This window comes from Pirellulaceae bacterium (genome assembly GCA_019636385.1).
In the GTDB taxonomy this organism is placed as follows: domain Bacteria; phylum Planctomycetota; class Planctomycetia; order Pirellulales; family Pirellulaceae; genus Aureliella.
The window spans coordinates 41,376-68,131 of sequence record JAHBXT010000005.1; the positions used below are offsets into that span (position 1 = coordinate 41,376).

The window sequence follows — 26,756 nt, forward strand, 5'->3', positions numbered from 1 at the left end:
TAGTGGAGGTGGAGTTTGTCATGCAGTTACACAAGGCGAATAAGTTCGGCGAGCAGAAATGGTGGTGGCGCTGTGCGCTGTCGGCCGTGGTGTGCTTGACGATGACGCCGGTGGCCAACCTACTTGGGCAGTCGACCGTCGAACTTCCTCGGCCAGCCTACTATGCAGCCCGCGATCTGCTGCGCGCCGGAAACATTGCCGACGCAACCCACGGGTTTAGGACGGTCTTGGAGAACGCTCAACGAACATCAACCGGCGGTTGGGTCGACAGCATCCCACCACTGGTCATGCTGGGCGAGTGCCTGTATCTGCAGGGTAATCTGACTCAAGCGCTCAGGCAATTCGACCTGGCACTGCAGACAACTTTGCAATACCCCGGTTGGCTGGAGCGATTTAATCTGGGCGAAGTGGCACAGACAGGTTCGCTCGGAAACTCCTCGCGCGGGATTAATTGGTTCCAGCTTTCACGCCCATCGGTTTCGGTGAATATTCCTGGCAGCGTCCAGTTGCATATCGATGCGACCCGTGCGCTGGTTGATGCGCAAGGCAACGTCATCGCGCCGGTACTGCTGATGTCGCGTCTGGATGTCGGCGAGGTTCTACGCTGTCTAGGGCATGCGCTCTACCGGCGCTGGCAAATCTTAGGACCGTTGGCCGCGCAGGCGTCGTTGACGACATCTACCGTGGAGTATTTTTCGTATCAACTGCGTAGTGCACCTCCCTGGGCACACACATCCTGGGTGATGCTGCGCGGATTGGCCCAGTTGTCACGCGATCCAGCGCAAGCTGTGAGGCTAATTCGGCAATCGAGCTGGATCGAGGATCGCTTCGATTATTTCTTCACGCCATTGGGGCAGTTGATCCTTGGGCGCCAGGCGGCTATGCAAGGACAATATCAGGCCGCGCTCGTTCACTTACAAGACGCTAGCCTGTTTTCGGCACTGCACGAGCAGCATGAAACGCTGGCTGAGATCATGCAGTGGCTAGGTAATACGGCCTGTGCCAATCAACGCATCGATTTGCTGGACGCTCTGCGATCGGCTGGCAACTGGTGTAGCAAGCGAAGTGTCTACAGTCAGGCGGCTTGTGTTGTATCAGCCATGGAGTTGAGTTTGATCGCAGGCAATACGTCTCTGGCCAAGAAGCTGGCGTCCCGCGAGTTGTTGCTGCAGCTCCGCGAGCAACCGCTGCCAAGAATTCATAGTCGTCTGGCCTATGTGGATGCCATCGCAGCGTTTGCCGACGGACAACCGGCGATTGGCTGGAACCGCTTGTCTCAGGCGCTGAGCCTCATGCGTGGCAAGGCAGCCACCGGTCCCATTCCAGAGCGAGTTTTCCAGCAGCAGCAGACTTTGGATTTATTGAGTGAAGGGCAGTTGACTCAGAAAGATGGCGACCAGATTCTGTCGGAGTTGCTGTCTGAACCGCAACGCGTGCTGTGGCAGCTCCAGCCCGTGGAGACTTTAGCTGCACTGACTACATCGTCCGCGCCAGCCTATGCTCGCTGGCTTAAGCTGGCCGATTCAAGCGATGCCGAAAGCGTGGCGGTGCGTATGGATCATTGCCAGCGCCGGCACTTGTACGAAGCATTGCCGCTGGCTGGGCGAGTCCTAGCCTGGAGGCAGGCACTGTCGCAACCTGTGGACGAACTGCCTGCTGAGGTCCGTCCCATCGTTCAAGACGCAATTGGTCGTCAGCCTGTTGTGCGCGAGCTGTTCGAACAGTTGTCCTTGGCAGTCCAACAATTGCGGCAAGCTCCAATCCCGCTGGATGACTCGAAGATTAAGCCCGATGCTCGACAAACATTCGAGCGCGTAGCCAATCTCTCCGAGCAGTTCGAGGCTCAACTGACGATCCTTGCCGCCAGCCGCCAGCCGCTGCGTAGATTCGCACCGGCCGAGTTCCATCGCGGACTCATTCAGCAGGAGCTAACGCCAGGAGACGTGTTGACCGGGTGGGTGGTTGCTGGAGAGCAGATGTATGGCCTGGCCATCAATCAACAGCAGATGCATGTCTGGCAAGTGACTGATGGCGCTGCGGTACAAAAGCGATTAATGGCACTGTATCTTTCGATTGGTTTGCATCGCAAAGTGGGCGACAAACTGCCAGCAGATGCGGCTCTACCCAGCGCACAATGGCGTACTCTGGCCAACGAGCTGTTCACGCAACTGTTCTCGCCCGACAGCCGGACAATGATTGGGTCCGCTCAGCGACTGATCGTTGCCCCACACGGCTGGACATGGTATGTACCGGTGGAGTTGTTGTGTGATGCTCAACGAGTACCGCTGCAGATGCAAACTTCGGTGTGCTATATCCCGACGCTGGGCAGCGTGAAATTAGCGCTCGGCTCTCGACCGCAACCAACCGACAGTTTGTTGATGGCCGGCAATCTATTCTCGCTCGATAAGTCTGTCAGCGAACGCGAAGCCAAAATTCTTGCAGACGCTTCGCGAGGAACAACTTTAATTTTCTTGAATCAAAAGAACGCCACAGTCCCAGCCCTGTGGCAGCGAGTGCGATTCGATGAATTACTATTGGTGGATGGGGTTAGCAGTGACAGTGATGGATGGCAGTTGCGAGCTTTACCACTGGATAATCGTCCCGCCGGACAATTGCAGGATTGGCTTCATAGTTCTGCAGCCGGAAACCATTTGTTGTGGCTGCCCGGCAACGATAGCTCAGTGCGTAACGGTCAGCTTGGGAATGGTGACGACTTGTTTCTGCCGGCCTGTGCGATGCTATTGAGTGGCAGTCAAGGCGTCTTGTCGCGTTGGTCGTCCGGTGGTACCAGCGGCGCCCGCTACTTGCAGCGCGCCCGGCTGGAACTTGCTCGATCACAGCCACTATCAATCGCGCTGCGCCGTGCCAGCTTGGCATTGTGGAGCGAACAGTTTGCAATGGCCGAACAGCCTATCTTCAAGCCTTTGAGTAGCGATAGTGGAACACTGGCCAGTGGTGAGCATCCGCTGTTATGGGGTGGTTACATGGCGATTGGTGACAATCGTCCGTAGCGGCAATCACCGTTGGTAGTTACGGGAGTGCGTCGTCGCCACGCTCTCCAGACCGTGGGATGCACCGACCACCACTCTCTGGCGAGAGTAGCTACCTGTTACGAGTTTTCATCTGCAGTGTACTCAGCTTTGAGCCAGCTTTCGGAGCACGGTTGGCAGAATGCCTCCGTTGTCGTAGTAGTCCAATTCGACCGGCGTGTCGATGCGCACCAGTACTGGAAACTCTTTCACCGAGCCGTCTGCTGCGGTGGCGCGTACGGTGGCTTGGCAGCGCGGTTGCAGATTGTCGGCGACCACATCGTAGCTCTCAAAACCAGTTAGCCCCAGCGATTGCCACGATTGACCTTCCAGGAATTGCAACGGCAGAATGCCCATGCCGACCAAGTTGCTGCGGTGAATTCGTTCAAAACTCATGGCAATGACTGCACGAACACCCAGCAACATGGTTCCCTTGGCAGCCCAGTCGCGACTGCTGCCCGTACCGTACTCGCTACCAGCCAAGATCACCAGATCGGTTCCTGCCTGACGATACTTCATGGCTGCATCATAGATCGCCAAGGACTCGCCACTGGGAACATGCACGGTCACACCGCCCTCGGTGCCAGGAGCCATTTGATTGCGAATACGAATGTTGGCAAACGTGCCACGAACCATCACGCGGTCATTGCCACGCCGCGAGCCATAGCTGTTGAAATCTCGAGGGTCGACGCCGTGCTGAATCAAAAATTGACCGGCCGGACTGGTTTTCGTGATGGAACCCGCTGGTGAGATGTGATCGGTGGTCACGGAATCGCCCAGCACCGCCAGACATCGCGCTCCGCGAATTGGTTTTGGCGCTTTGGCCTGCGTGCCGATGCCCTCCAAGAACGGCGGTCGCTGAATGTAGGTGCTGCCAGGCTGCCAGTTGTACAAACTGCCTTCGGTAATCTGAATGGCATTCCACTTTTCGTTGGATGTGAAGGCACCTGAATACTGCTTCTCAAAAAGTTCGGGGACAACACACCGACTTTCGACCGCCTGAATTTCTTCTGCCGTAGGCCAGATTTCTTTCAGGTAGACGGGCTTGCCTTGCGAATCTTGTCCTAATGGCTCGGTCACCAAGTCAATATCCACGGTACCGGCCAGGGCGTAAGCTACAACCAGCGGGGGGCTGGCCAAGTAGTTCGCTTTGCAGTGTGGATTGACTCGTCCCTCGAAGTTGCGATTGCCGCTGAGCACGGCAGCGGCTACCAAGTCACCTTCGGTAATCGCGTCAGCTACCGGTTCTGGCAGTGGGCCGCTGTTGCCAATGCAGGTGGTGCAACCATAGCCGACCGTTTGAAATCCCAATTGATCCAGCGACTGCGTCAAGCCAGCGCGATCTAAATAATCTGTCACCACGCGCGATCCGGGTGCCAACGATGTTTTGACGTACGGTTTGACTTTTAATCCGCGCGCCACCGCTTTCTGGGCCAGCAATCCAGCGCCGATCATTACCGATGGATTCGAAGTGTTGGTGCAACTGGTTATAGCGGCAATCACCACCGATCCATGGCCGATCTTTGCACCGCTGTCTTTGACCGTCGCCTGCGCGGACAGGGCTGGTGTTTCGAGTCCAAAGCCGCGCTGTGCAACTGGAGCAACCAGAGCCGAACGGAAATTGGATTGCATCGACTTCAGCACAACGCGATCTTGTGGACGTTTCGGGCCAGCCAGTGCCGGTTCGACGTCGCTTAGATTCAACGTCAAAACTTTCGTGTACTGGCAAGCCGGCGATGTTGGTTCAGCAAACAAGCCTTGAGCCCGCATGTAGCTTTCCACCAACGCAACTTGCTGCGATGAACGTCCAGTACGTGCCAGAAAACGCAGCGTTTCTGCGTCGATGGGGAAGTAGCCCATAGTCGCACCATACTCGGGTGCCATGTTGGCGATCGTGGCGCGATCGGCCAGTGACATCTTGGCTACGCCTGGACCGAAGAATTCGACGAACTTGCCGACAACCTTTTCGGATCGCAAAATCTCCGTCACGCGCAGCACCAAATCGGTAGCGGTGACACCTGGTGGCAAGTTGCCGGTGATTTCAAAACCAACCACTTCGGGCATCAGCATATACAGTGGTTGACCCAGCATACCCGCTTCCGCTTCGATGCCGCCCACACCCCAGCCGAGGACTCCCAGGCCATTGATCATTGTGGTATGTGAATCGGTACCGACCAGCGTATCGGGTAGTGCCACCGGACCGGCGTGATCTTGGCGAACAAATACGCATTGCGCCAAGTACTCCAAGTTGACTTGGTGCACGATACCGGTGTTGGGTGGCACCACACGGAAGTTGTCGAAGGCTTGCTGTCCCCAACGCAGAAATTCATATCGTTCCTGATTGCGCTCAAATTCAATGTCTACGTTTCGGGACAGGGCGTCTGCCGAGCCGAAGACGTCGACTTGCACTGAGTGGTCAATAACTAGATCCACTGGTATCAACGGATTAATGCGTCGCGGATCGCCACCCAGCGTTTTCATGCCATCGCGCATGGCAGCCAAGTCCACCACGCAGGGGACTCCGGTAAAGTCTTGCAGCACCACCCGCGCTGGCATAAACGGAATTTCAACTTCTGCCGGTCGTGTGGCCTGCCACCCAGCCAGGTTGCGCACATCGTCCTGGCTGACCACGTAGCCATCGCAATGGCGCAATACCGCCTCCAACAAAATACGAATCGAGTAGGGCAGGGAATCGATACCGCTAAAGCCTTGAGCTTGCAGTTTCTTCAGGCTATAGAAGCCCATCGGGCCATCGGGACCTTGGAAAGTGTCGCGAACTTGGAACGGGTCTAGCTTGAGTGTTTTTTGTGGCATACCTGGGCTGCTCTTCTAATTTTTCTCATCGCCGTGAAACAGTCGACCAAATTGAGGCGGCTATTGTAGCGAACCGGGGGGATTATGTCTTGACGGAAACTGGCTGTTGGAATCGTGCAAAAAAAATCGGGGCACGGAATTCCGTGCCCCGAAGGCTGTTAAGAAATTTGGCGGCGGTCGTGGGCGGCTGGTTACTCAGACCACCGGCGAGCCATCCGCCCAGCAATTCATTACTATTCCACAGGCGGCAGCGTAATCAGATCGCCAGATTCGACCTGGAAATTCATGGTGTTGCAGCCCTGTCCACGTAGGATAAGCGCTAATCTGCCGAGTTCGGTCGGCAATTTGTGAGGATTGCCAGTCCAATTGATGTAACAGCGACTACCTTTGACGAGAACTTTGACATTTTCCGGATTGGGGAGTTGGCCAGCCGCTTTCATGGACTCGATCGCAGCCTGAATGCCTTCCGCAGAAATCTTCTCGGAGGCCTCAGCCACAACCGTTACGGTCGGAGGCAAAGCCGGGTCTTTGTCGGCAAACGGTAGTAGGTCTGGAATCACCTGAACTCCCGAAGTTAGCTTCAGTGGCGTCGGTGCTCCGACATCGTAGGTAGCCTCGACAAAGTAAGCGGTCCAGCCCTTTTCTGGGGTTGGTACGACGGCCAGTCCAGCGCCATTGGTGTCCAGCTCCAGGCTCTGGCTGGTAAACTTTTTGCCTAGAGTTTCCATGCGGAAGTCGCGGGCCTCAGGATTGGTGGCCTGCCAAATTTTCAAGGCGACGGGACGGTCATTGGCCTGCACGCGAATCCCCGCCTTGGTTAGATTCCACTGAAAGTCGGGCAGCGGGCGCTGATTGACGATCAGCCAATGGAAGGCCAGCAGCGATTCGCCGACGTCGGTACCACCCAGTCCGTGATCGGCATTGGGAATGTACCGCACCGCCTTCGGTCCTTTCAGCTCGTCCCAATAGAATTGAGAGGAGTCCGGCAGGAAGAATTGATCGCCAGCCGCATTGATGACAAACTTGGGCATCGTCAATCTTTCGCGGTAACTGAAGGGGTCTTCCATGTCATATAGTTCCTTGAGCCGTGGATGCCCCATTCGCTGCATGACGTTGTGCTGAACGTAATTGCCAACGGCGGGTGCCCAAAATCCATAGGCCGCAAAGTGATGTCTCATCGACTTGTCCGCGTTGACCACGTCAATCACGATGGGCGCAATGCCTACTACACGCGAATCGACGGCTCCGGTCAGCCAAGTTGTCCACCCACGCTTTGAACCGCCAGACACCACGAACTGATCAACTTTTTGCCGACCGCCTTCTTCTGACGCCATAAACTCAGAAACGGCATCCATGGCGCGAACAGCACCTTTGACCATCGCATTACGGGCGGTCCATTCTGATCGCCCGCCTTTGATGAATTGATCCCAGGTGTAACCGATCAAGTCGTCCTCGACACGAGACTGACCATCGTTGTGGAATACCAACGGCTGGTTGGGAATATTCTTTAGCTCGAACACCACCGAACCAGTGGCCTTGGCCAACGCGGAAACGCGGCCATCGCTGGAGGTGGGAGCTTTGTTGGTGTTGTTGCCGCCACCAATCATCATGAATCCGACATTCGATTTGACTTGGTCCGGATAGTTCATCACGATCCAGTGCTGCCACTCGGTGCGATTGACTTCTTCCGACGTCAGCCAGTTTTGCGAAACCACATCCAGTACCACTTGGTTGACTCCATCCTCGGAGGTCTTGGACGCCACTTTCCAGCGAAAACTGGGGTCGGGTTTGTGAACATAACGATCCAAGTCGGTGAGCGCAGTTGCCTGTTGGGCAATGGCCAGGGTTGGCAATGCCAGTACCAAGCCAGCCATGGCCAAATGTTTGATCAGGTCATTCAATCGCCATCGAATCTTCATTGCTTTACTCTCCCCAAACATTACTGAATTTCACTAACTACCCACGCAGGGGCCAACGGCAGACTTCCCACGCTTCGGACATATCCATGATCTGATGTGCAGCTGACAGATCGGCGATCTGAAGCGCAATTCTTCCGATGCGTCATGCTGCTCGACAAACCGACTAGGGTAATCTATTTTCTTCAAACTCCATAGAGCCTGGAGAAAATATCTTCCTTAGTGCTCGATTTATGGGCCGTCAGCTCGCCCCCAAGGCTGGGTCTGCCCCCAGCGAATGGAATTTTCGGATCAGTCCCTCCCGGTGAATCTGATCAACCCACAAGGAAGCAATGACTAGCAAAACTTAGTAGTTTGTGGCGCTAATTCGGAAAGTTCTAAGCATTCCGGTCCAAACGATTCGATCAATTGATCCATCACACGGCCTAGGCTGCGGTGATTCCAAGTTCGGTGGATTCAAGACGGAGTGAACATTTGCCATGAAACGAACCAGCCTACTACTGACCCTGTGGGCATCGGCGGTGTCACCAAGCCTCTTGCTGGGTGCGGATTGCGACCAACCGCTGCCAACCGGCTGCTCAAGCGGGCGCTGCATGCCAGCCGAGGATGGCGGATTGCTAGACGTTGTCGATCAATTTGCCGGCCGGATACACGCGGATATTCGCAGGCTACTGCATCCCGTCCAAGCCGGCTTGAAACAACAATTCGCTAGTAACTGCGACGCGGGCTGCGACACATGGACTGAAGTGGATTCTCATGAGTCACATCCGTCCACCGCCGCCCGACCGGCTCAACGTCACACAGGCGGTGCGGGCTCTAGCCGCAGTGTGACTTTTGGTGAAACACCCGATTGGGGACACTCTTGGACAACACAATCTGGCGAATCGAATGGCAACTCTCGACCAACGCAGTTGAGGCAGACTCCCGCTACACCATCGAATTCGGATTCGCAGGTCAATCCGTTTGCCGACGAGCCGCAAACCAGCCAGCGCCCCGTCCGCGGACGCACCATTCAGTATCAGCGCACACCTTCCAAGCCTGCCTACGGCCAACGCTACAATTCCCAAGCTAGCAACACTACTTCGACCGCAGATTACTGGACCCCTAAAAACATCGATCCTTCCGGTCGGCCGATCTTGGTAACCACAGTGGCTGACGAGTTTGAATCAAGGGATCACTTGCCCGCTGCCGGCCAGCCGATCTCGCTAGTTCGATTACAACCGCAACGGCTGAGCCAAGCACCCACTTATGACAATCCACTACGGCCCAACGGGGCTACGCGATAGACCAGTTCCGTTGAAACCAACTATCCTGGTGCCCAACGAGCGTGGAGACATTGCATAATTTTGATCATTGATCGCTGACAGGTTACACGGAGCGCTTCCCGCGAGGTACCGGAAATTTATCTCCTTGATATTCGGTGCCATGATTAATGCTGCGTGCGTGATCCGAAGCATTGCACAACGCCCCTCTAACTCTCGGCTTCCTTCTGCCATTCGTGCAACAGGCGCAGCGCTTCCAGCGGAGTGGTGGCCTGAATATCCAACTGTCGCAGCTTTTCAATCACTGGGTGCGTGCCGAATTCAAACAGGGTTAACTGCACCGGCGCGTTGGGTTTGCGTTGCGGCGGAGTGATCTTGGAGTCGCCTCGGTGGTTGACGTGATCGGTTTCCAGTTGACGCAGAATGTCTTGTGCACGCGCGTTGACCGCTGCAGGAATACCAGCCAGGCGAGCCACGTGAATGCCGTAACTGCGGTCAGCGCCTCCGGGCACGATGCGATGCAGGAAGACGATATGCTCGTCCCATTCCTTGACGGCGACATTCAGATTCTGCACACCCGGCAGCGATTTTTCTAACTGGGTCAATTCGTGGTAGTGAGTGGCGAATAGAGTCCGTGCACCGATCTTGTCATGCAAGAATTCCACGATTGCCCACGCCAGGCTCAGGCCATCGTAAGTACTGGTTCCGCGACCGATTTCATCCAGAATGATCAGGCTGCGTGCAGTGGCAGTATTGAGTATTCGTGCGGTCTCTAGCATCTCGACCATAAACGTACTTTGGCCGCGCGACAACTCGTCGCTTGCACCGACTCGCGCGAAGATGCGATCTACCACACCCATCCGCGCGCGACGTGCAGGCACGAAACTGCCTAATTGGGCCATCACAGCCAATAAGGCGACCTGTCGAATGTAAGTGCTTTTACCCGCCATGTTGGGGCCTGTGATCAGCGCCAGTGGCCGGTGGGTAGGGCCCAACGAGACGTCATTGGGCACAAAAGTGCCTTGGGGCATTGTGGCGTCCAGCACCGGATGCCGACCTTCGGAAATTTCCAGCTCACAGGAGTCGTCCATCTCTGGCCGCACATAGTCACGCTGGACCGCTAGTTCGGCCAATCCTGCCAGCACGTCGACCTCGGCCAGAACTTGTGCGGACTGCAAGAGTTGAGGCAAGAATTCGGCAGCATAGGCTCGTAGCTCGCCAAATATCTCTTGCTCCAGTGCAAGCGCTTGCTCATCGGCGGTTAGCACTTTGCTTTCGTATTGCTTCAGTTCATCGGTAATGTACCGTTCGGCGTTCTTCAAAGTCTGCTTGCGCATGAAGTAGTCGGGTACTTTGTCTTGATGTGTGTTGGTGACCTCTAGGTAATACCCGAAGACTTTGGTGTAGCCAACTTTCAAACTGGTGATGCCAGTCTGCTCGATCTGCTGAGCCTGATATTGAGCGATCCACTGCTTGCCGCCGCGTGCCAGCTGCCACAGCTCGTCCAATTGATCATTACAGCCCGGCTGAATGAAGCCGCCATCGCGAGTATGCAGCGGACAATCCTGCCGTAGCGTACTGAGCAGGCGCTGGCACAAGGATTCGCATAATTCCAGATTGGAACGCAGATCATACAGTCGCTGACTATTGCAATCGGTCAGCCGCTGCTCAATGGCGGGCAGTTGCTGGAGCGTCATGCCGACCTGGAGCAGGTCGCGCGGATTGGCGCGGCCCGTTGCCAAGCGTCCCAACAATCTTTGCAAATCGAATATGCCGCTCAGTGTTTGCCGTAGCGTGCCTCGCAACTTGGTCTGATTTACCAGCTCTTGCACCGCCGCGTGTCGCGACTGGATGGCGGATAAATCCACCAGCGGATTGGCAATCCAGCCGGCCAGCAGTCGCGCGCCCATGGCTGTGCAAGTTTGATCCAGCACGCCCAATAGCGAACCGGCTCGTTTGCCATCGCGCAAAGTCTGAGTAATCTCTAGCGATCGCCGCGTGGCGGCGTCGATTTCCAAGGTATGCAGCGCGTGGCTCGGTAGTAGATTGCGCAGGTGGACCAGCGACGTTCTTTGTGTCTCCTGCAAATAGGCCAGTACAGCGCCAGCAGCGCCGATTGCCGGTCCGTCGCGTTGCGAGTCCCAGCCCATGCCCTCTAACGTCTGCGTGCCAAAGTGCTGGCACAGTTGCCGATGAGCTTCATCGCTGTTGAACTGCCAAGTTGGTCGCAACGTCACTGTCCAACCATACTCGTTTCCAGGCGATAAGGCCGTGTCGTCTTCCCGCAGGAGAACCTCAGAGGGTTCCAAGCGCGCCAGTTCATCCAGCAGTTGCGAGCGAGCGAAGACGCCGGCTTCAAAGCGCCCCGTGGATAATTCTGTCCAAGCTAAGCCGACAGGAGCTTGAGGGTCGGCGGTCCCGGGCTGTGTCGAGTAGATGGCGACCAGCCAGTTGGTGTGCAACGGGTCCAAAAGGGCTTCGTCAGTCAGCGTGCCGGCGGTAACGATTCGCGTGATCTCGCGGCGGACGACACCTTTGGCCTCGCGCGCGTCTTCGACTTGATCGCAGACCGCTACCCGAAAGCCCAACCGAATCAACTTGCCCAGATAGCTTTCCAACTGGTGATGTGGAAATCCAGCCATGGGCGTGGGATTTTCCCCCTTGTCGCGGCTGGTTACCGTCATGCCCAACACACGGCCACAGGTGATGGCGTCTTCGTTGAACAGCTCGTAGAAGTCACCGACGCGAAACAGCAAAATTGCATCGCCGCAAGCCGCTTTGGCCTGGTCGTATTGGCGCTGCATGGGCGGAACGGTCATGAACGGTTAGCTTTTGTTGGTGGACAGCTCGGAAAATTATGGCTAAGAAACAGAGTTGCTATCCGATTAGCTTCGAATCTTCCACAGCGCATCAACCGAACGCACATACATGCCCGTCGAATCCATGGCTGGCGAACCCAGCACTTCGGTACCTAGCTCACACTGGCTGACCAGCCGACCTTCGCTGTCGGTCAAATCGACCACAAAGCACTTGCCGTTGCTGGCCATGGCAACCAAGCGGCGACCGGCAACGACCGGAGTCGACCAGAACTGTCCTGCATCAGGCAGTCGCAGTTGCCACTTGAGTTCTCCAGCAAAGTCGCAGCACACCAGCACGCTGCGGTTCAGGCCCAGCAGTCCCAGGTCTTTAACCACCATCAACGACGATGATGCAGGACTGATCCGACCGGCCCGCCACAGTGGCACAGGTGTCTCGCGCGGACCGGCTAGCTGATACGCGTGAACTCCATCGGCAGGTAGGAATAGCTTGTCTTCGGCGAAGACGGCGCTGGCAATGGTCGAACAGCGCAGCTCCAACTGCCAGGCAACTTGACCATCGCGCGGCACGATGCCCATGGCACCCTGTCCATTGTGAATCACGACCACTGGCGAACCGTCGGCACCATACGCCAAACGGGGTGACGACCAGTTGGCAACTTGAGGGCGCTTTATTTCCCAGCGAGTTTGTCCAGTGGCGGCCTCAATTCCGGCAGCAAAGGAGTCGCCTTGTCCCTCAACCACCACAACCACCACGCCATCCACGACAACTGGCGAGGAACTCATTCCCACATCGTTGCCGGCCAAGGGATGGGCATCGACCAGGCTACGAAACCATACCAGATTGCCTTCGAGATCGTAGCAGGCCAGATCATTGGAGCTGAAGAAGGCATAGATCTGTCGGCCATCGGTGCAGGGCGATGGTGCTGCGTTGGCGCTGGTCGGATGGCAGTGAGGCCGGCCGGTGCATCGCAGCGAACGATGCCACAGCAACTTACCGGTTGCCGCATCAACCGCCGAGGTGTGTAGCCAACGACCTTCCATAGCCGAGCTGCCGGTTGTGATGACTTTGCCATCCACAACTACCGGACCACTGACACTGCGACCCGGCAGCGGCGTGCGCCACGCAATATTCTCCGCAGGCTGGTCATCACTGGCCACGGAGAACCGTTCCGGTAACACGGTAGATGGCAACACCGGATTGCCACCTGGACCTAAGAAGCCATACCATTGTGCATGGACTCGATTCACGCCCCCTGGCAACGCGATCTGCAGCAATATCGTCAGTGAACTGAAAGCGAGTGTTCTGGGTATGCGGTTCATAATCCATCGTCCTGCAAAAAAAATGTGATATGTGCGTGTATGCCGATCCATTGCACGTGCACCTCAGTCGTCAGATTCTTTCCGACTGTTACTTACGGTCTGTCGGACGCACGGCCCAACCTGTAGAGTCCGAGAATCGCAATTGAAAATACCAGTCCTGAGCCCAGCTCTCCGTCTGTTCGTTTTGACACACTTTGACGAGCAGGCTGTTGGCACCTGGCTGTAGTTTGACAGGTGCCGTGTATTGATCGACCTGAGCTCCGGCATGGTAAACTTCGCGGCTGATGGCCAGTTGCCCGTTGACCCAGACCTTGATGGCATTCATGCTGCCTGCACGAACTTCGACGTCCATGTCACTTGGGCTGTGGAATTCAGCCAAGCCATATACCAACGCGCCCTTGGCTTTGTCGTATGCTGCGGCCAAGTCAACCTTGCCTTCTTGGTCCTCGGTGGAAACTTCTTTCCACGTAGCCTGAGCGGCCGGGTCTTTGGCCGGATAGCTGCGGTTGTTGAGCGTCTGATCATCCAGTCGCAAACGTCCCGCTAAGTAATCTTGTTCTGGAGGATAAACCACGTTAAAACCGCTTTGATTGCTGTTGTCAAACGGTCCAACGGTGTGCCAGGCTGAAATAAATCCAAAGTGCTCCAGCAAATTCACCGGAGCCCCAGACTCTTTTAACTGCTTGGCAATATCTTGAACTTGGCTTGGCAATCGTGCGGCAACCAACAGTTGTTTAAAGGCCGATTGCTTGGCGTCGATGGCTGGGGGAGGGTTCTTGATCAAGCGGTCCAGTTGCAGTTGAATCGCCTCGTAGCGCAAGTCTAGACTCGAATCGGCAGTCATCGTCTCCAGTAGCTGTTCGCGGCGCTCAGGATGCTGTTGGCATATGTAGCTGAACGCCCAGTAACGCGCAGTAGAGTCTTGACTGGGTCGTTGAAGAAACTGTTGACACTCCTGGACTGCCGACTGGGAATTGCGATCGGCGATGGTCTGCGCCAATGCCAAGTACCAGTTCTTGGCCACATCGCCTTGTGTTCTCATGGCCAATAACACAGCAGTCAGCTCCAGGTCGCGGCGTTGGCTGAGAGTATGCCACACGGCAGAGGTCTGCTGAACATCGCCAATGGCTGCTCCGAGCGTCTCCAGTTGCTGGTCAGCCTTCAGTAATCCGAGCTGACTGATCCCTATCAGCCCTCCGATAATCGCGCATCGCCAGTACATTCGCAGCTTTCCTATTTGAATGAACGTCTCAGGGATATCAGGAAAACCCTGAATCTTGCGGTCGACCTATTGTGCACTTGCCCGGCGGGCTTTCCAAGATGGTGTAAGCTCATGAGGTCCGGCTGGGCGAGCTCTCAACGGGTTGGGATTTGACAAATCGTTGGATCATACAGGAGCCGATCGCGCCGGCTTGCTTGTGCAGCCGGTTGTGATTGGACTCGAATGAGACTCTGAAAAATCCAGCTCAGGCACAAGGCTTCCGTCGTCCACATCCAGATCGACCAGAATTCGATATACTGGGTGTTCAGTAGACGCCAACCCATGTTTGCAATCGAAAGAATTAGCAGTTCGATTGGATGAATCAGCCATTAGCCAGCTTAGATCAAGCCTTGCAGCGCTTCGGCCTGCGCGAATTTCGTCCGGGGCAGCGTGAAGCCATTCAGGCCATTGCAGCCGGTAAAGACTGTTTGTGCGTGATGCCGACCGGCGGCGGCAAAAGCCTGTGCTATCAGTTACCCAGTTTGATCCGTCCGGGACTAACCATTGTAGTCTCGCCACTGATCGCGCTGATGAAGGATCAGGTGGATAGCTTGGCGCGCAACGGCATTCATGCCGCCCTGATCAATAGCACGCTTAGCCATTCGCAACAGCAACAGCGGTTGAGCGATGTGGCTGCTGGCAAATACAAGTTGGTCTATGTTGCGCCAGAACGACTGCGCAGTCCGCAGTTCATGGAAGCCATTCGGGCCACGCCGATTCAACTGCTGGCCGTGGACGAGGCGCACTGCATCAGTCAATGGGGACACGACTTTCGTCCCGACTACGCACGGTTGGGCCAGTTTCGCGAATGGTTAGGTGGAGTGCAAACGGTGGCGCTGACGGCTACAGCCACTCCCCGCGTGCGCCAGGATATCGTTCAGGTTCTGGGCCTGAAGCAAATGAGCCAATTCATGAGTGGCTTTGCTCGGCCTAATTTGCATTTCGGCGTGGTGACTTGTCAGTCCGATCGGGACAAAGAGCAGGAGCTAAAGGAATTCCTGCGGGCCGACGGCGAGTCGGGAATCATCTACGTGGCCACGCGAAAACGTTGCGAATCACTGGTCGAATGGATTGGGAAAGACTTGAAAATGTCTGTCGGCGGCTATCATGCTGGCTTGCTGCCCGAACAGCGTCAAGCCATCCAAGAGCGGTTCATGAGCAACCAACTGCGGCTGATCGTGGCCACCAATGCATTCGGCATGGGCATCGATAAGCCAGACCTGCGATTTGTCCTTCACTACAACATGCCGGGATCGCTGGAGGCCTACTATCAAGAGGCCGGTCGTGCGGGCCGCGATGGTCGCGATTCCGCGTGCGTCCTGTTATACAGCTTCCAGGATCGCTACATTCAGGAATTCTTCATCGAGAACAATTATCCGCCGCGCCAGATGATTCAATCGGTCTACGAATTTCTGATCGAGCGTGAGGAAGATCCGATCGAGTTAACTCTGGAGGAAATTCGGGACCAACTTGGGCTCAATACTTCGCCCGAGGCGGTCGGCAGTTGCCTGCAAATCCTGGCTCGTACTCAGGTAATCGAGCGTCTCGAGTCCGGTGCAGGTATGGCCATGGTGCGGATCAATAGCAACCTGCCGACGCTCGTGGATATGTTGCCCAGCGACGCCAAGGTTCGGCGAAGTGTCATGCGCCTATTGGAAAAAGTGGTCGATAAGCGGCGATTTGAAGAGGTCTTCTTTCATCCGCTGTGGCTGGTCCAGCAATCGGGCATGGATCGCGAAGCATTATCTCGCCAACTGAAGTTGCTCAATGAATTGCCTGACGTCGACTACGTGCCCCCGTTTCGCGGACGCGCTGTTCATTTTCGACGGCAGAATGTGCCGTTTGAAGAGTTAAATATTGACTTCGACAATCTGCGCAAGCGAAAAGAAGCTGAACTGGAAAGACTCAACCGAGTGATTCAGTATGCTCAGTCCACGCAGTGCCGCCAGGCAAATATCCTTAACTATTTTGGCGATGCGCAGGCCGAAGATTGTCAGCAGTGTGATCGCTGTCGAGGTCAACTCGGTCAGGCTGTTTCGCTGTACAAAATCGCCACCACCAGAGCCGCTGCGGCTGGTGCCATTGCAACGCAGGTCGATGCTGGTGAAGTCGGACTACCGCAGTCTCGAACTGCCAACAGCCAGGCAGCCAAGCCGCCTGGTAAGCCTGAGTCGAAAACCCCTTTGGCAGCGCGCTCGTCGCCCGCATCGCAGCCTGCACAAATGTCGCTGGAGCAGCAGGTCTTGATGCTCCAAAGAATCGTGGACGAAATCGGCAGACTGCAAGGACGCATGGGGCGACTTTTGATCGTCCAATATCTTTGCGGGTCAGAGAATTCAAAGGTTCAAAAGCTCAATCTGCATCGCCTTGGCGGATTTGGGATGCTGCGTGGCCTCAGGCAAGAGGAAGGTGTCAAACTGGTCGACTGCCTGTTGGGCTGTGGAGTGCTGCAGCAGCAGGAGGTTAGTCGCTACCGGCCAACTGTCTGTGTCGCTCCTGAAATGGCCGATTCGGCTCGCCGGCGTGAACTGCTGGTCCAGGTCCAGTTGCCTGCCGCCCTAGCCAGCAAACTTGCCCGATTGTTTGGTAAATCGAACACTCCTGCTGCTCAGGCCCCCAACGTACCGAGCCCCCCGGCTCAGCCCGTTGTTTCGCCTGCGCGGCCCACAGTGGCCACAGACGATAATCAACTCGGTAATACCCCTGATTGGCAGTGGACCGTCCAGCTTTTTCGAGCTGGATGGACATGGTCGGCTGTGCAGGCCATTCGCCGAATGAACGATGAACAGCTAGCGGCCAGCTTATGCGATTCGATACGCGCTGGTCAGCGGCTGGAGCGCGGATGGGTGTCGGTTGCCGACAGCGATGTTCGAACGCCTGGTCAGCAGCGCGTGCTGCGAGAAATGCAGCGACGAGCTTCAGCGGGTGTCTAAAAGGCATGCGGCCAGTCAGAATATACCCGTAGCTACCGTCACCAGCCGCTGGAACCCCAGTTCGCCCACCGCAAGCGCAACGGCAACGCATTAATGCGGCTCGCCAAACAACAGAAAATCTCCGGCTGAACAACAAATTGACGCTCTAGGGGTGCCCAAGCGGTGGCATCGTGGCCTAGAATGGAGAGGTTCGCCAATTGTTATAGACGAAAATCAGCGATGATAACTTTGAAGGGCTAGGAATGGACAACCAGCAACCGTCGGCTGGCAATAAAAAGAGCGAAGAAGGTACGTCGCGGCGTGGTCAATTCTGGCCGATCCTGCTGTTGATCGTGGTCTTGTCCTTGCTGCTGTCCTCGTTTTGGTCCAGCTTCAGTGTGGATCGCATCAGCTACAGCTTCTTCGTGGACCAGCTTGAAGAAAGAAATATTCAAACTCTGGACGTCACTGGCAATTCGGCTCGAGGGACATTTCGAGAGCCACCGCCAAAACCCATCGAATACACCGCTGCGGGCGAGCCTATTGCCCAAAAATTGACTGACGAAGTTGCTCGCTACCGCAAGCAGTTTTCGGTCACGCTCCCACCTGAGTCCGGCGAATGGTTACGAAATCAGATCGAAAAGCAGCGTCCAACCGCCGACGAGAAATCCAGCGATGCGACCCAGGGTGGCCCGATTGTGGCCACGTTTCACGATGGCGATACGATGAATTTTTTCTTTATGGCCATCTGGATACTGCTGCCGCTGGCGTTGTTAGCCTCGCTGTGGATTATGTATCGGCGAACGCAGAGTCAAATGATGGGTGGAGGCGGCTTTTTTTCGGGTTTTTCCCGATCCACCGCCAAACGTTATGAAGCTAGCGACCAACAGACGACATTCAACGATGTGGCTGGGTTGGAGGGCGTCAAAGCGGATTTGCAAGAGTTGGTCGAATTCCTGAAAAGCCCCGAGAAGTTTCATCGTCTGGGTGGGCGCATTCCCAAGGGCGTGTTGTTGAACGGTCCTCCGGGCACCGGCAAGACGCTGTTGGCTCGGGCTGTTGCCGGCGAGGCGGGGGTGCCCTTCTATTCGGTTAACGGCAGTGAATTCATTCAAATGTTTGTGGGTGTAGGTGCCAGCCGCGTGCGCGATCTGTTTCAGCAGGCCAAGGAGCATTCTCCGGCTATTATCTTCGTGGACGAAATTGACGCGGTCGGTCGCCAACGCGGTGCCGGTCTGGGCGGTGGCCACGATGAACGTGAGCAGACGTTGAATCAGATTCTGAGCGAAATGGATGGCTTTGCACCGTCCGAGTCGGTAATCGTGCTGGCTGCCACCAACCGCCCCGATGTGCTGGACCCGGCTCTCTTGCGTCCCGGGCGATTCGATCGGCATGTCACCGTCGGCCGTCCGACGCAAAAGGGGCGCATGGAAATGTTCAAAGTGCACACGCGCGATGTGCCACTGGACAACGATGTCGATCTGGAGCGATTAGCCGCAGTGACGATCGGTCTGACAGGCGCTGATATTCGCAATCTGGTTAATGAAGCTGCGCTGTGGGCGGCCCGCAACAACAAGAACCGGGTCAGTTCCGGGGATTTCGACTACGCCCGCGACAAGGTGTTGATGGGTGCCAAACGCGAGGAAGTGCTTAATGAAGCTGAAAAGAAGAAGACCGCTTACCACGAGGCGGGTCATACCTTAGCCGCCTGGTTCCTGAAAGGCGCTCAGCGCGTGCACAAAGTCACCATTATTCCCCGCGGGCGCGCTCTGGGAGTTACTCAAATCGTTCCCACCGAGGATCGCGTTAGCGCCAGCGAGCATGAATTGCAGGATCAATTGGTGGTTTTGCTGGCGGGTAGGTCAGCAGAAAAAATGATCTATGATGAAACGACCGTTGGTGCCGAAAATGATCTAGAACGGGCCACCGAGATGGCGCGGCGGATGATTACCCATTGGGGCATGAGTCCCAAACTGGGACCGGTCAGCTACAAGACCTCAGAAGAAGATCCGTTCCTGGGCCGCGAAATGCACCAGCAGCGTAAATTCAGCGAGCACACTCAAGAAATGATCGACGGTGAAGTCTCACGAGTACTGCACTCGGCCAGCCTGCGTGCGACCGAACTCCTGAGCCAGCGCCGGGAGGAATTGGAAGCCATTACTCGCGGATTATTAGAGCGCGAAGAGCTGAGTGAAACTGAAATTGAAGAACTGATTGGTGTCTCTGTGCATGGCGCGGCGCGGCAGCACTTGTTAACTTCGTCCACAGACCATACAGATACGGATGCCAATGCCTCGCAAGCAGCCTTGACCGCATCCAGTAGCGATGCAGCTTCAGCGAACGATCCTGTGGCTGCCCAATCGCTGGCTTCGCAGGGAAGGTCGCCCGCACCGGAGCGCTAAACGCAGTATGGCGAAAAAACCTAAGCCATCTCGTAAGATTCGCACTCAGTTCAAAAAGAACCACCAGGAACGCCGTCGCCAAAGCGACCTGACTCGTCAATTCCATGACGGTTCCCTGGACGATCAGAATATCCTGTCGCATGAGCGCGTCAGCGGCAAAGGTGAATTGACGCGCTATCGAACTCTGATCGGCGAATTGGCTCAGTCCGATCGTGACGGGTTGCCCGTCGACTTGCAATTGAATGATCCCAGCCTCCGCACCGGCCGCGTACTGCGAGTGCACGGACTGGAGAGTATCGTGTTGGCCGACGATGGACAATTGGTGCGCTGTGCCGTGCGACAAGTACTGAAGTCGATCTCAACCGACGCGCGACATGTGGTTGTGGCCGGCGACTTTGTCTACTTTCGTCCCGAAGGCGAGCAGCAAGGTGTTGTCGTCTGGGTACAACCTCGACGAGGCGTATTGAGCCGTACCAGTAAAGGCAAGCGGCACATTTTGGTTAGTAATATTCAGCAGATTTTGATCGTCGCCAGCGCTGCTGAGCCAGGCTTGAAGCCACATTTGATCGACCGCTTCCTGGTCACCGCAGAACACGCGGGGCTGGAGGCTGTGATCGTCATTAACAAGGTTGATCTGATTGACCCCACAGTGCTGCAGCCGATCGTGGGTGTCTTTTCGCAATTGGGTTATCGCGTGTTGTTGACCAGTGCAACGCAAGGTTGGTCGATTGATCGCTTACGAAGTATTGTGGCAGGGCGTCACAGCGTGGTGACTGGTCAAAGCGGTGTCGGTAAGAGTTCGTTGCTCAACATGCTGGAGGATGGACTGGCCTTGCGCGTTCAAGCGGTCAGCCAAGAAAACATGAAAGGCAAACACACCACGACGATTTCCGAACTCATTCCACTGGCCTCGGGGGGGTATCTGGTCGATACGCCTGGAATTCGCCAACTGGAATTGTGGGACGTCGAGCCCGCAGAGGTCGCCGGACTGTTTCGCGACATTCGTCCTTACGTTAACCATTGCCGCTTTCCAGACTGTCAGCACCTGCATGAGGTTGGCTGCGCCGTCCTAGAAGCCGTGGCCGACGGTCGCATCGACCCGCGGCGCTACGATAGTTACGTTCACTTGGTACAGCAGGATTAGCTGAAACCTGACGAGCTGGTCGACGTGGCACTAGACTCCCACAAGCCGCACGGCAGTGCTATATTCTGCCTACCTGCTAATTGAAGATACCATGGCATGAAGTCACTTGTCGTCTCGCTAAGCTTCATTCTCCAGCCCTCCAAAAGACGCAACTTACTGGCATTAGGTAAGCTGCTGTTGGTGTTTGTGACCATGGTGGTGGTGTTCTCTACCATCTTCCAGATTCTTATGCAGCGCGAAGGGCAATCGCACTCCATCGCCTCGACCATCTATTGGGTTCTGGTGACTATGTCTACCTTGGGATTTGGGGACATTACCTTCCGCTCCGACGCTGGCAGACTGTTTTCAGTCGCAGTGCTGTTGTCCGGATCGGTGTTCATGCTCGTGCTGCTGCCGTTCATGTTCATTCAGTTTTTTTACGTGCCGTGGATGGAGGCCCAAGCCGCCGCGCGCGCGCCGACAGAGTTGCCCGCCGATACTCGCCGTCATGTCATTCTGACATCTTTGGGGATTGTTGAACGAGCCCTGGTGCGATTGTTCAAACGGGCTCAAATACCCTATGTGATTCTGGTCGGCGAACTCTCTGAGGCGCTGCGACTGCACGACGAAGGTTTTTCTGTCATGTTGGGGGCGGTGGATGATCGCAGTAGCTACGAACGCGCTCGGGCCAACGCGGCAGCCATGGTTGTTGCCGCTCAGCGAGATACAACCAACACCAACGTGGCGTTTACTGTTCGCGAGTTTTCGCCGACGGTCAGTATCGTGGCTACCGCATCGTCACCAGCCTCAGTCGACATTTTGGAGCTGGCCGGCTGCAATCAAGTTCTGCAACTTGGCGAAATGTTGGGTCAGGCTTTGGCTCGACGTGTACTGGGACGCGATGCACGCACACATGTGGTGGGTGCGTTTGGTGAGCTGCTGATCGCAGAGGCATCGGCGGCTGGCACCCCGCTGGTGGGTAGGACGCTACGCGATATTAAACTCTACGAACACACGCGCACCAACGTCGTGGGTATTTGGGATCGCGGAAGATTTACTTTGGCCGGGCCTGAGACGCGCGTGGAACCGTGGTCGGTATTGCTACTGTCTGGAACGCGCGCTGACTTGGATGAATACGACGCGCTGTTTTGTGTTTACGGCAAAGAAGAGTCGAGCGTAATCATCATCGGCGGAGGTCGAGTTGGCCGGGCGGCGGGTCGCGAGCTGCTCAATAAGGACATCGAGTATCATATCATCGATCACAATCCGCAGCGCATCCGCAACCCACAACACTATGTGCTGGGCGACGCTGCTGAGTTGGAAGTACTGGAGCGTGCAGGAATTCGCGATTGCTCGACAGTCATCATCACCAGCCACGATGATGACGTGAACGTCTACCTGTCGATCTACTGTCGCAAACTCCGGCCTGATGCACAAATTCTGGTGCGCGCTAATCAGGATCGCAATGTTTCCACGTTGCATCGCGCCGGAGCCGACTTCGTGATGTCGTACGCCTCGATGGGCAGCAGTAATATCTACAATCTGCTCAGGCGCGGCAATCTGCTGCTGTTGACCGATGGCCTGGATGCCTTCAAAGTTCCAGTACCAAGTTGGCTGGTTGGTAAATCGCTGGCCGAATCGCAATTCCGACAAGTGACCGGATGCAACGTCGTAGGCATCGAAGAAAACGGGCTGTGCCAAGCCAATCCCAACCCGCATATGCGCCTGACCGCCGGCCTTAATCTAATCGTTGTCGGTGATGCTGAGGCCGAAGATCGTTTCTTTGCCAAGCACGCCGACTGACAGTCGCTGACCGACCTGTGGCTAACACCTTCAAGCCATGCACAATTCCGACAGCCAATCCGCCACGCCATCGGTACACTTGCTTCGCAGCGTGGGTAGTTGGGCTATTCTGGTCGCAGCCTTCGCCACTAGTCCGTGGCTCTATCTCGGTACGCTAGGTGCGATTCGTAGCAACACCAATGACCCTCGACAATGGCTGCCGCGGGGCTTTCAAGAGGCGGTGACCTACCAGTGGTTGCAGGACCATTTCGGCAACGACGAGATGACCGTGGTCAGTTGGCCGGGTTGTGTCTTGGGTGATCCACGGGCTGGGCAATTGGCCGAGGCGTTGCTGCGAGAATCTGAGCCATCCTACTTCGAGCGGGCTACTACGGGCGATCAACTGCTCCAAAAGCTGCGTGCCCCGCCGCTGGACCTTTCTCGTAATGAAGCTATCCGCCGGCTCTCAGGAGTGATGGTAGGACCGGATGGTAAGACAACTTGTCTGGTGCTGACGGTTTCCGAACGCGGCAAGCAAAATCGGGCAGCGGCCGTGGCGCAGATACTCGAAACCGCCCAACAGCAAGTCGGAATTCCCCCAGATCAGTTGCGCCTGGGCGGTGCCACCGTCGATGGCGCGACCATCGACATCGAAAGTCGGCGTATGCTCGTCGAGTTGTCCTGTGTATCGGGTGCCATTGCGCTGCTGATCACATGGAGTCAGCTGCGCAGCGTCAGAATGGCGGTGCTGATTCTCATCAATAACGCCTTCTGCACAACCGGGTCACTGGCGTTTTTGTATTACACGGGTGGCCACATGAATCTGACCATGACCATGCTGCCCGCCCTGGTCAGCGTGCTCAGCATGTCCGGTGCAATTCACATTATCAACTATTACCGGGCTGCGCTGCTGACCACCTCCGACCAGTCGGCTCCCTGGCGCGCGGTCCGAGATGGTTGGCAGCCCTGCACCCTCTCGTCGCTTACGACGGCAATTGGACTCTCGTCGTTGGCCGTCAGCAACATCGTGCCCGTCAAAATGTTTGGCATCTACTCGGCGGCTGGTGTACTGCTAACGCTGCTCGGTGTTCTGGTCTTGATACCCGCTGGCTTGACTGTGTGGCCTCCGTCGGCCAGTAGGCGCAATCGCCACCGAGAACGTGCGGGTGATTCCTGGCTGGTCAACACCTGGGCAGAGTGGGTCTGGAATAAACCGGCCTGGATCATCATGACGTTCATCGTCGGATTGGGTTTGACCGCCTATGGGCTGACTCGTTTGCATTCGACGGTCAGCCTGTACTATCGGTTTGGAGCGGCCAGTCGCATCCTGCAAGACTATGGTTGGCTGGAGCAGAATGTGGGACCACTGTCGCCGCTCGAGTTAGTCATTCATTTCAATGATGTCTCGGAGGATAGCCTGTGGTCACAGCTGGATCATGTGCGGAGTATCGAACAGGTGGTGCGCCGGCACGGCCGCGTAGGTGCGACGCTATCGGCGAGCAGTTTTGCCCCTCCGCAATCCCGCTCTACTGGCATGCAGCGAGTTATTCGCCAGGCGGTACTGCGACGCAGCGCTGGCGAACTGGAGCAACGGATGCAGGCGGCAGGGTTGGTTGCCCATTCTGCAGACTCCCAGCGACTGTGGCGAATCAGCGTGCGCACCTCGGCGCTCAGTTACACCTCCAGCGATCGGTTGACTGAAGAATTGAAGGTCGAACTGGACCCAATCATCGAAAATGTGCCCGGTGCCACGATCACCTATACCGGGGTACTGCCGCTGATGTACCGCGCTCAGCGATCGCTGCTCAGTGATTTGACGACTAGCTTTATGATGGCCTTCGCCCTGATCAGCCTGGTGATGATGTTTTATTTGCGAAGCATTGCGGCCGGACTGGTCGCCATGCTGCCCAACATCATTCCGGTCGTCATGGTCTTCGGATTTATGGGCTGGCTGGATATCTGGATTGAAATTGGCACGATCATGACGGCCAGCGTCGCCATGGGAATAGCCGTTGATGATACGCTGCACCTGTTGACTTGGTACCGTCGAGTAGCTGTCAGTACCACGGCTCGCGAAGCGGTTAGGCGAGCGCTGGCACATTGCGCCAAGGCGATGGTATTGACCACATTGACCTGCTCCTGCGCGATGCTGGTCTTTTCGTACAGCTCGTTCATGCCGATACGAAGATTTGCCTGGCTGATGGCGGCTCAATTGTTCGTTGGACTGGTCGGCGACCTGGTGCTCCTCCCGGCGCTGCTGTCCACACGACTTGGAAAACTGTTCCAAAGCCGATCGACGGCGCGCGAACCGGACGAACCATAGTCCCCTACTGCGGAGGGATCGAGTTCTTGCTACTAGCCTATGCACCGACACCGCACGACTTAGGACTGTGGCGGAGGGTTCATTTCTTTGAGTGAGCGCCCGAGACGCTTGCGACCGGTGGACGGTTGTCCGGGGGTGGCGAGAAGTGGTTCGGAACTGCGCGTGGCGGCACGGGGTGCCAAGATGCCGGCGACGCTGGGGTGAATTTCATCGGTCGAGGCCGGCGTACCAAGTTGCTCGACGGCGTCGCTGACGCCCAACAACACGGACTGACGAACTCCATCGCGCAACCAAGTGAAAAAATTGACGCCGTTCATTGTTTGGTCTCCCTGAGCAGGAACATGGTTGTTCTAAGTGGTGGTTCGTTCGTGGAACGAATGGCGACGTTTGGCCCTGAGCCTAGAAGTGGATGTCCTGGGGATGGACAGCCACTATCGAGTGGCCACTTTCGGATGGGCGCCACAAGACGCCGCCAACAATCAGCACGCCAAGACTGGCGGCATGGATTAGCCATAATTTGTCGTGAACCATCGTGGTACGCATGGTTAAGACGGCTACCATCAGCAGTACTACGAAATAGAATCCGCTTGCCGAAAAGCCGATTTCGGTTTTGGGTTGTACGTACAGTGTCAGCATGGCCCACGCCGTCAGGGCAGGGGCCAGAAATGCGGAATGGCTTCCGATCAAATCAATCACAAACTCCACGATCGAATCCTTTCGCTAAGTCGGCACACAGGCCATAACCCGCATGCATCCTGCATGAGCCAGTTGACCTCGCCGGTGGACACTAAGTTCATAGCATCCTGGTGATCGAAAAGTCATTAGCGAATCGAGCTACCTCCCCCCGAAACGCTCAAATTGTCGAGCAGCGGGCTGCTTGTTTTGCCATCATTGCAGTTTCCAGCTCAATGGCTTTAGGGAACATAACATTGTTTTCCTTGTGTACGTGCTGGTGCATGTCACGCTCCAGCACGGCCAGACCATCCAGCATGGCGCGGTAGGTGTTGCAGGCCCAGTCCGGAGGCTGGAATCCGTCGGTCAGCTCACGCATGCTCTGCAACGCGCTGCCGGCCTTGTCGTGTTCATGCTCCATCTGACCAATGGGGTCGGCAACGCTGCCGCAGTGGAACGGTGGCGCGGATAGCGCTGCGGCTGACTGTAGTTGCTGTTCCAGCTTGCGGACCATCGGAAACAGAATCATTTCCTCTTTCATCATGTGCGGCAACAGTTCGTCGCGCAACGCTTCGAAGGCGCGGCGCAGGTCGGGCAGCCTCGGATCTCGATCACCGTGAACGCGAGCCACTTTCTCGGTCATGCGATCCAGTCGCGGCAGCTCAGTCTTCAAATAAGCATGATGCGTCTGTTCTATGTGCTGGGCCAATGCAGATAGCGTCATGGCATCTGCATCGACGGGCTGATCGTCCGCGTCGCCCGCTTGTCGGTCGGACTGAGCATCACATTCAGCCAGACGCTTCCATACCTCGGCCGTGTCAACTCCCTTGCGCTGGCAGGCTTCCGCTAGCGATAACTTGCCGCCGCAGCAGTAGTCGATCTTTAGCGCCTCAAATACGCGTGATCTGGCCGGTCGTTGTCGCACCAATTGTCCGACGGTCAATTCTGTAGACATGGCTGTCATTTTCGTTTCTCCCCCAACGCGACTGGGCAACTCCACACGGGCTGGTCAGGCCAACCCCGAAACTGCCTGATATCTATCCGGAAACTTCTCTAAACAGGTGTTGTGGGCATCAATGCACACTTTACATGTTTATAGGCTTCGGGTATGCTGGTGTCAA

The 26,756-nt window shown here is 56.2% G+C and carries 15 protein-coding genes; 7 read left to right on the top strand and 8 right to left on the bottom strand.

The genetic code is table 11. From position 1 onward, the window contains the following. The first annotated feature begins 20 nt into the window (after positions 1 to 20). The gene (locus KF752_17895) at positions 21 to 3,011 is read left to right on the top strand and encodes a CHAT domain-containing protein (GenBank protein ID MBX3423434.1); all 2,991 of its coding nucleotides are present in this window, start codon (positions 21 to 23) and stop codon (positions 3,009 to 3,011) included. Positions 3,012 to 3,134: 123 nt separating this feature from the next. Here the strand turns inward: KF752_17895 and acnA are convergent, their stop codons facing one another. Both acnA and KF752_17905 read right to left on the bottom strand, forming a co-directional pair. Beyond that, entirely contained in the window at positions 3,135 to 5,843 is a 2,709-nt protein-coding gene (gene acnA, locus KF752_17900) for an aconitate hydratase AcnA (protein ID MBX3423435.1), read from the bottom strand. A gap of 233 nt (positions 5,844 to 6,076) precedes the next feature. Next, on the bottom strand, positions 6,077 to 7,762 hold the full coding sequence (locus tag KF752_17905) for a PhoPQ-activated pathogenicity-related family protein (GenBank protein ID MBX3423436.1): 1,686 nt from the start codon (positions 7,760 to 7,762) through the stop codon (positions 6,077 to 6,079). A gap of 476 nt (positions 7,763 to 8,238) precedes the next feature. Here KF752_17905 and KF752_17910 point away from each other — a divergent pair, with 476 nt between their 5' ends. Next, on the top strand, positions 8,239 to 9,045 hold the full coding sequence (locus tag KF752_17910; protein ID MBX3423437.1) for a hypothetical protein: 807 nt from the start codon (positions 8,239 to 8,241) through the stop codon (positions 9,043 to 9,045). Positions 9,046 to 9,230: 185 nt separating this feature from the next. Here KF752_17910 and mutS read toward each other — a convergent pair whose 3' ends face one another. The 3 genes from mutS to KF752_17925 all read right to left on the bottom strand — a co-directional run bounded on the left by mutS (position 9,231) and on the right by KF752_17925 (position 14,382). Further along, positions 9,231 to 11,840: a DNA mismatch repair protein MutS gene (gene mutS, locus KF752_17915; GenBank protein MBX3423438.1), complete on the bottom strand. Its 2,610-nt coding sequence runs from the start codon at positions 11,838 to 11,840 to the stop codon at positions 9,231 to 9,233. Between the two features lie 66 nt (positions 11,841 to 11,906). Next, positions 11,907 to 13,160 carry a PQQ-binding-like beta-propeller repeat protein gene (locus KF752_17920; GenBank protein ID MBX3423439.1) on the bottom strand — a complete coding sequence of 418 codons (1,254 nt, stop codon included), beginning with the start codon at positions 13,158 to 13,160 and terminating at the stop codon, positions 11,907 to 11,909. Between the two features lie 88 nt (positions 13,161 to 13,248). Then, a complete protein-coding gene (locus KF752_17925) occupies positions 13,249 to 14,382 on the bottom strand; it encodes a hypothetical protein (GenBank protein ID MBX3423440.1) in 1,134 nt (377 codons plus the stop codon). 356 nt (positions 14,383 to 14,738) lie between these two features. Here KF752_17925 and KF752_17930 point away from each other — a divergent pair, with 356 nt between their 5' ends. The 5 genes from KF752_17930 to KF752_17950 all read left to right on the top strand — a co-directional run bounded on the left by KF752_17930 (position 14,739) and on the right by KF752_17950 (position 24,963). After that, a complete protein-coding gene (locus KF752_17930; GenBank protein ID MBX3423441.1) occupies positions 14,739 to 17,354 on the top strand; it encodes a RecQ family ATP-dependent DNA helicase in 2,616 nt (871 codons plus the stop codon). Between the two features lie 242 nt (positions 17,355 to 17,596). Then, positions 17,597 to 19,735 carry an ATP-dependent zinc metalloprotease FtsH gene (gene ftsH, locus KF752_17935; GenBank protein MBX3423442.1) on the top strand — a complete coding sequence of 713 codons (2,139 nt, stop codon included), beginning with the start codon at positions 17,597 to 17,599 and terminating at the stop codon, positions 19,733 to 19,735. A 7-nt stretch (positions 19,736 to 19,742) separates the two neighbouring features. Next, positions 19,743 to 20,879, top strand: coding sequence for a ribosome small subunit-dependent GTPase A (gene rsgA / locus KF752_17940; protein MBX3423443.1), 1,137 nt, complete (start codon positions 19,743 to 19,745; stop codon positions 20,877 to 20,879). A 96-nt stretch (positions 20,880 to 20,975) separates the two neighbouring features. Continuing rightward, positions 20,976 to 22,661, top strand: a complete 1,686-nt coding sequence (locus tag KF752_17945) for an NAD-binding protein (protein ID MBX3423444.1) — start codon at positions 20,976 to 20,978, stop codon at positions 22,659 to 22,661. Between the two features lie 37 nt (positions 22,662 to 22,698). Then, a complete protein-coding gene (locus KF752_17950) occupies positions 22,699 to 24,963 on the top strand; it encodes an MMPL family transporter (protein ID MBX3423445.1) in 2,265 nt (754 codons plus the stop codon). 59 nt (positions 24,964 to 25,022) lie between these two features. On the opposite strand, the gene KF752_17955 is transcribed toward KF752_17950, so the two are convergent. The 3 genes from KF752_17955 to ric all read right to left on the bottom strand — a co-directional run bounded on the left by KF752_17955 (position 25,023) and on the right by ric (position 26,599). Next, positions 25,023 to 25,280: a hypothetical protein gene (locus tag KF752_17955; protein ID MBX3423446.1), complete on the bottom strand. Its 258-nt coding sequence runs from the start codon at positions 25,278 to 25,280 to the stop codon at positions 25,023 to 25,025. Between the two features lie 82 nt (positions 25,281 to 25,362). Then, positions 25,363 to 25,668 (bottom strand): hypothetical protein, encoded by a 306-nt coding sequence (locus tag KF752_17960; GenBank protein ID MBX3423447.1) that lies wholly within the window; start codon positions 25,666 to 25,668, stop codon positions 25,363 to 25,365. 148 nt (positions 25,669 to 25,816) lie between these two features. Continuing rightward, positions 25,817 to 26,599, bottom strand: a complete 783-nt coding sequence (ric, locus tag KF752_17965; GenBank protein ID MBX3423448.1) for an iron-sulfur cluster repair di-iron protein — start codon at positions 26,597 to 26,599, stop codon at positions 25,817 to 25,819. Positions 26,600 to 26,756 lie beyond the last annotated feature (157 nt).

Excerpts from the sequence above, each read along its gene's own strand:
- KF752_17955 (MBX3423446.1), bottom strand. The coding sequence starts at position 25,280 with ATGAACGGCGTCAATTTTTTCACTTGGTTGCGCGATGGAGTTCGTCAG.
- KF752_17945 (MBX3423444.1), top strand. The coding sequence starts at position 20,976 with ATGAAGTCACTTGTCGTCTCGCTAAGCTTCATTCTCCAGCCCTCCAAA.
- KF752_17905 (MBX3423436.1), bottom strand. The coding sequence starts at position 7,762 with ATGAAGATTCGATGGCGATTGAATGACCTGATCAAACATTTGGCCATG.
- ftsH (MBX3423442.1), top strand. The coding sequence starts at position 17,597 with ATGGACAACCAGCAACCGTCGGCTGGCAATAAAAAGAGCGAAGAAGGT.
- acnA (MBX3423435.1), bottom strand. The coding sequence starts at position 5,843 with ATGCCACAAAAAACACTCAAGCTAGACCCGTTCCAAGTTCGCGACACT.
- mutS (MBX3423438.1), bottom strand. The coding sequence starts at position 11,840 with ATGACCGTTCCGCCCATGCAGCGCCAATACGACCAGGCCAAAGCGGCT.
- KF752_17910 (MBX3423437.1), top strand. The coding sequence starts at position 8,239 with ATGAAACGAACCAGCCTACTACTGACCCTGTGGGCATCGGCGGTGTCA.
- KF752_17950 (MBX3423445.1), top strand. The coding sequence starts at position 22,699 with ATGCACAATTCCGACAGCCAATCCGCCACGCCATCGGTACACTTGCTT.
- KF752_17895 (MBX3423434.1), top strand. The coding sequence starts at position 21 with ATGCAGTTACACAAGGCGAATAAGTTCGGCGAGCAGAAATGGTGGTGG.
- rsgA (MBX3423443.1), top strand. The coding sequence starts at position 19,743 with ATGGCGAAAAAACCTAAGCCATCTCGTAAGATTCGCACTCAGTTCAAA.
- ric (MBX3423448.1), bottom strand. The coding sequence starts at position 26,599 with ATGACAGCCATGTCTACAGAATTGACCGTCGGACAATTGGTGCGACAA.
- KF752_17930 (MBX3423441.1), top strand. The coding sequence starts at position 14,739 with ATGAATCAGCCATTAGCCAGCTTAGATCAAGCCTTGCAGCGCTTCGGC.
- KF752_17925 (MBX3423440.1), bottom strand. The coding sequence starts at position 14,382 with ATGTACTGGCGATGCGCGATTATCGGAGGGCTGATAGGGATCAGTCAG.
- KF752_17920 (MBX3423439.1), bottom strand. The coding sequence starts at position 13,160 with ATGAACCGCATACCCAGAACACTCGCTTTCAGTTCACTGACGATATTG.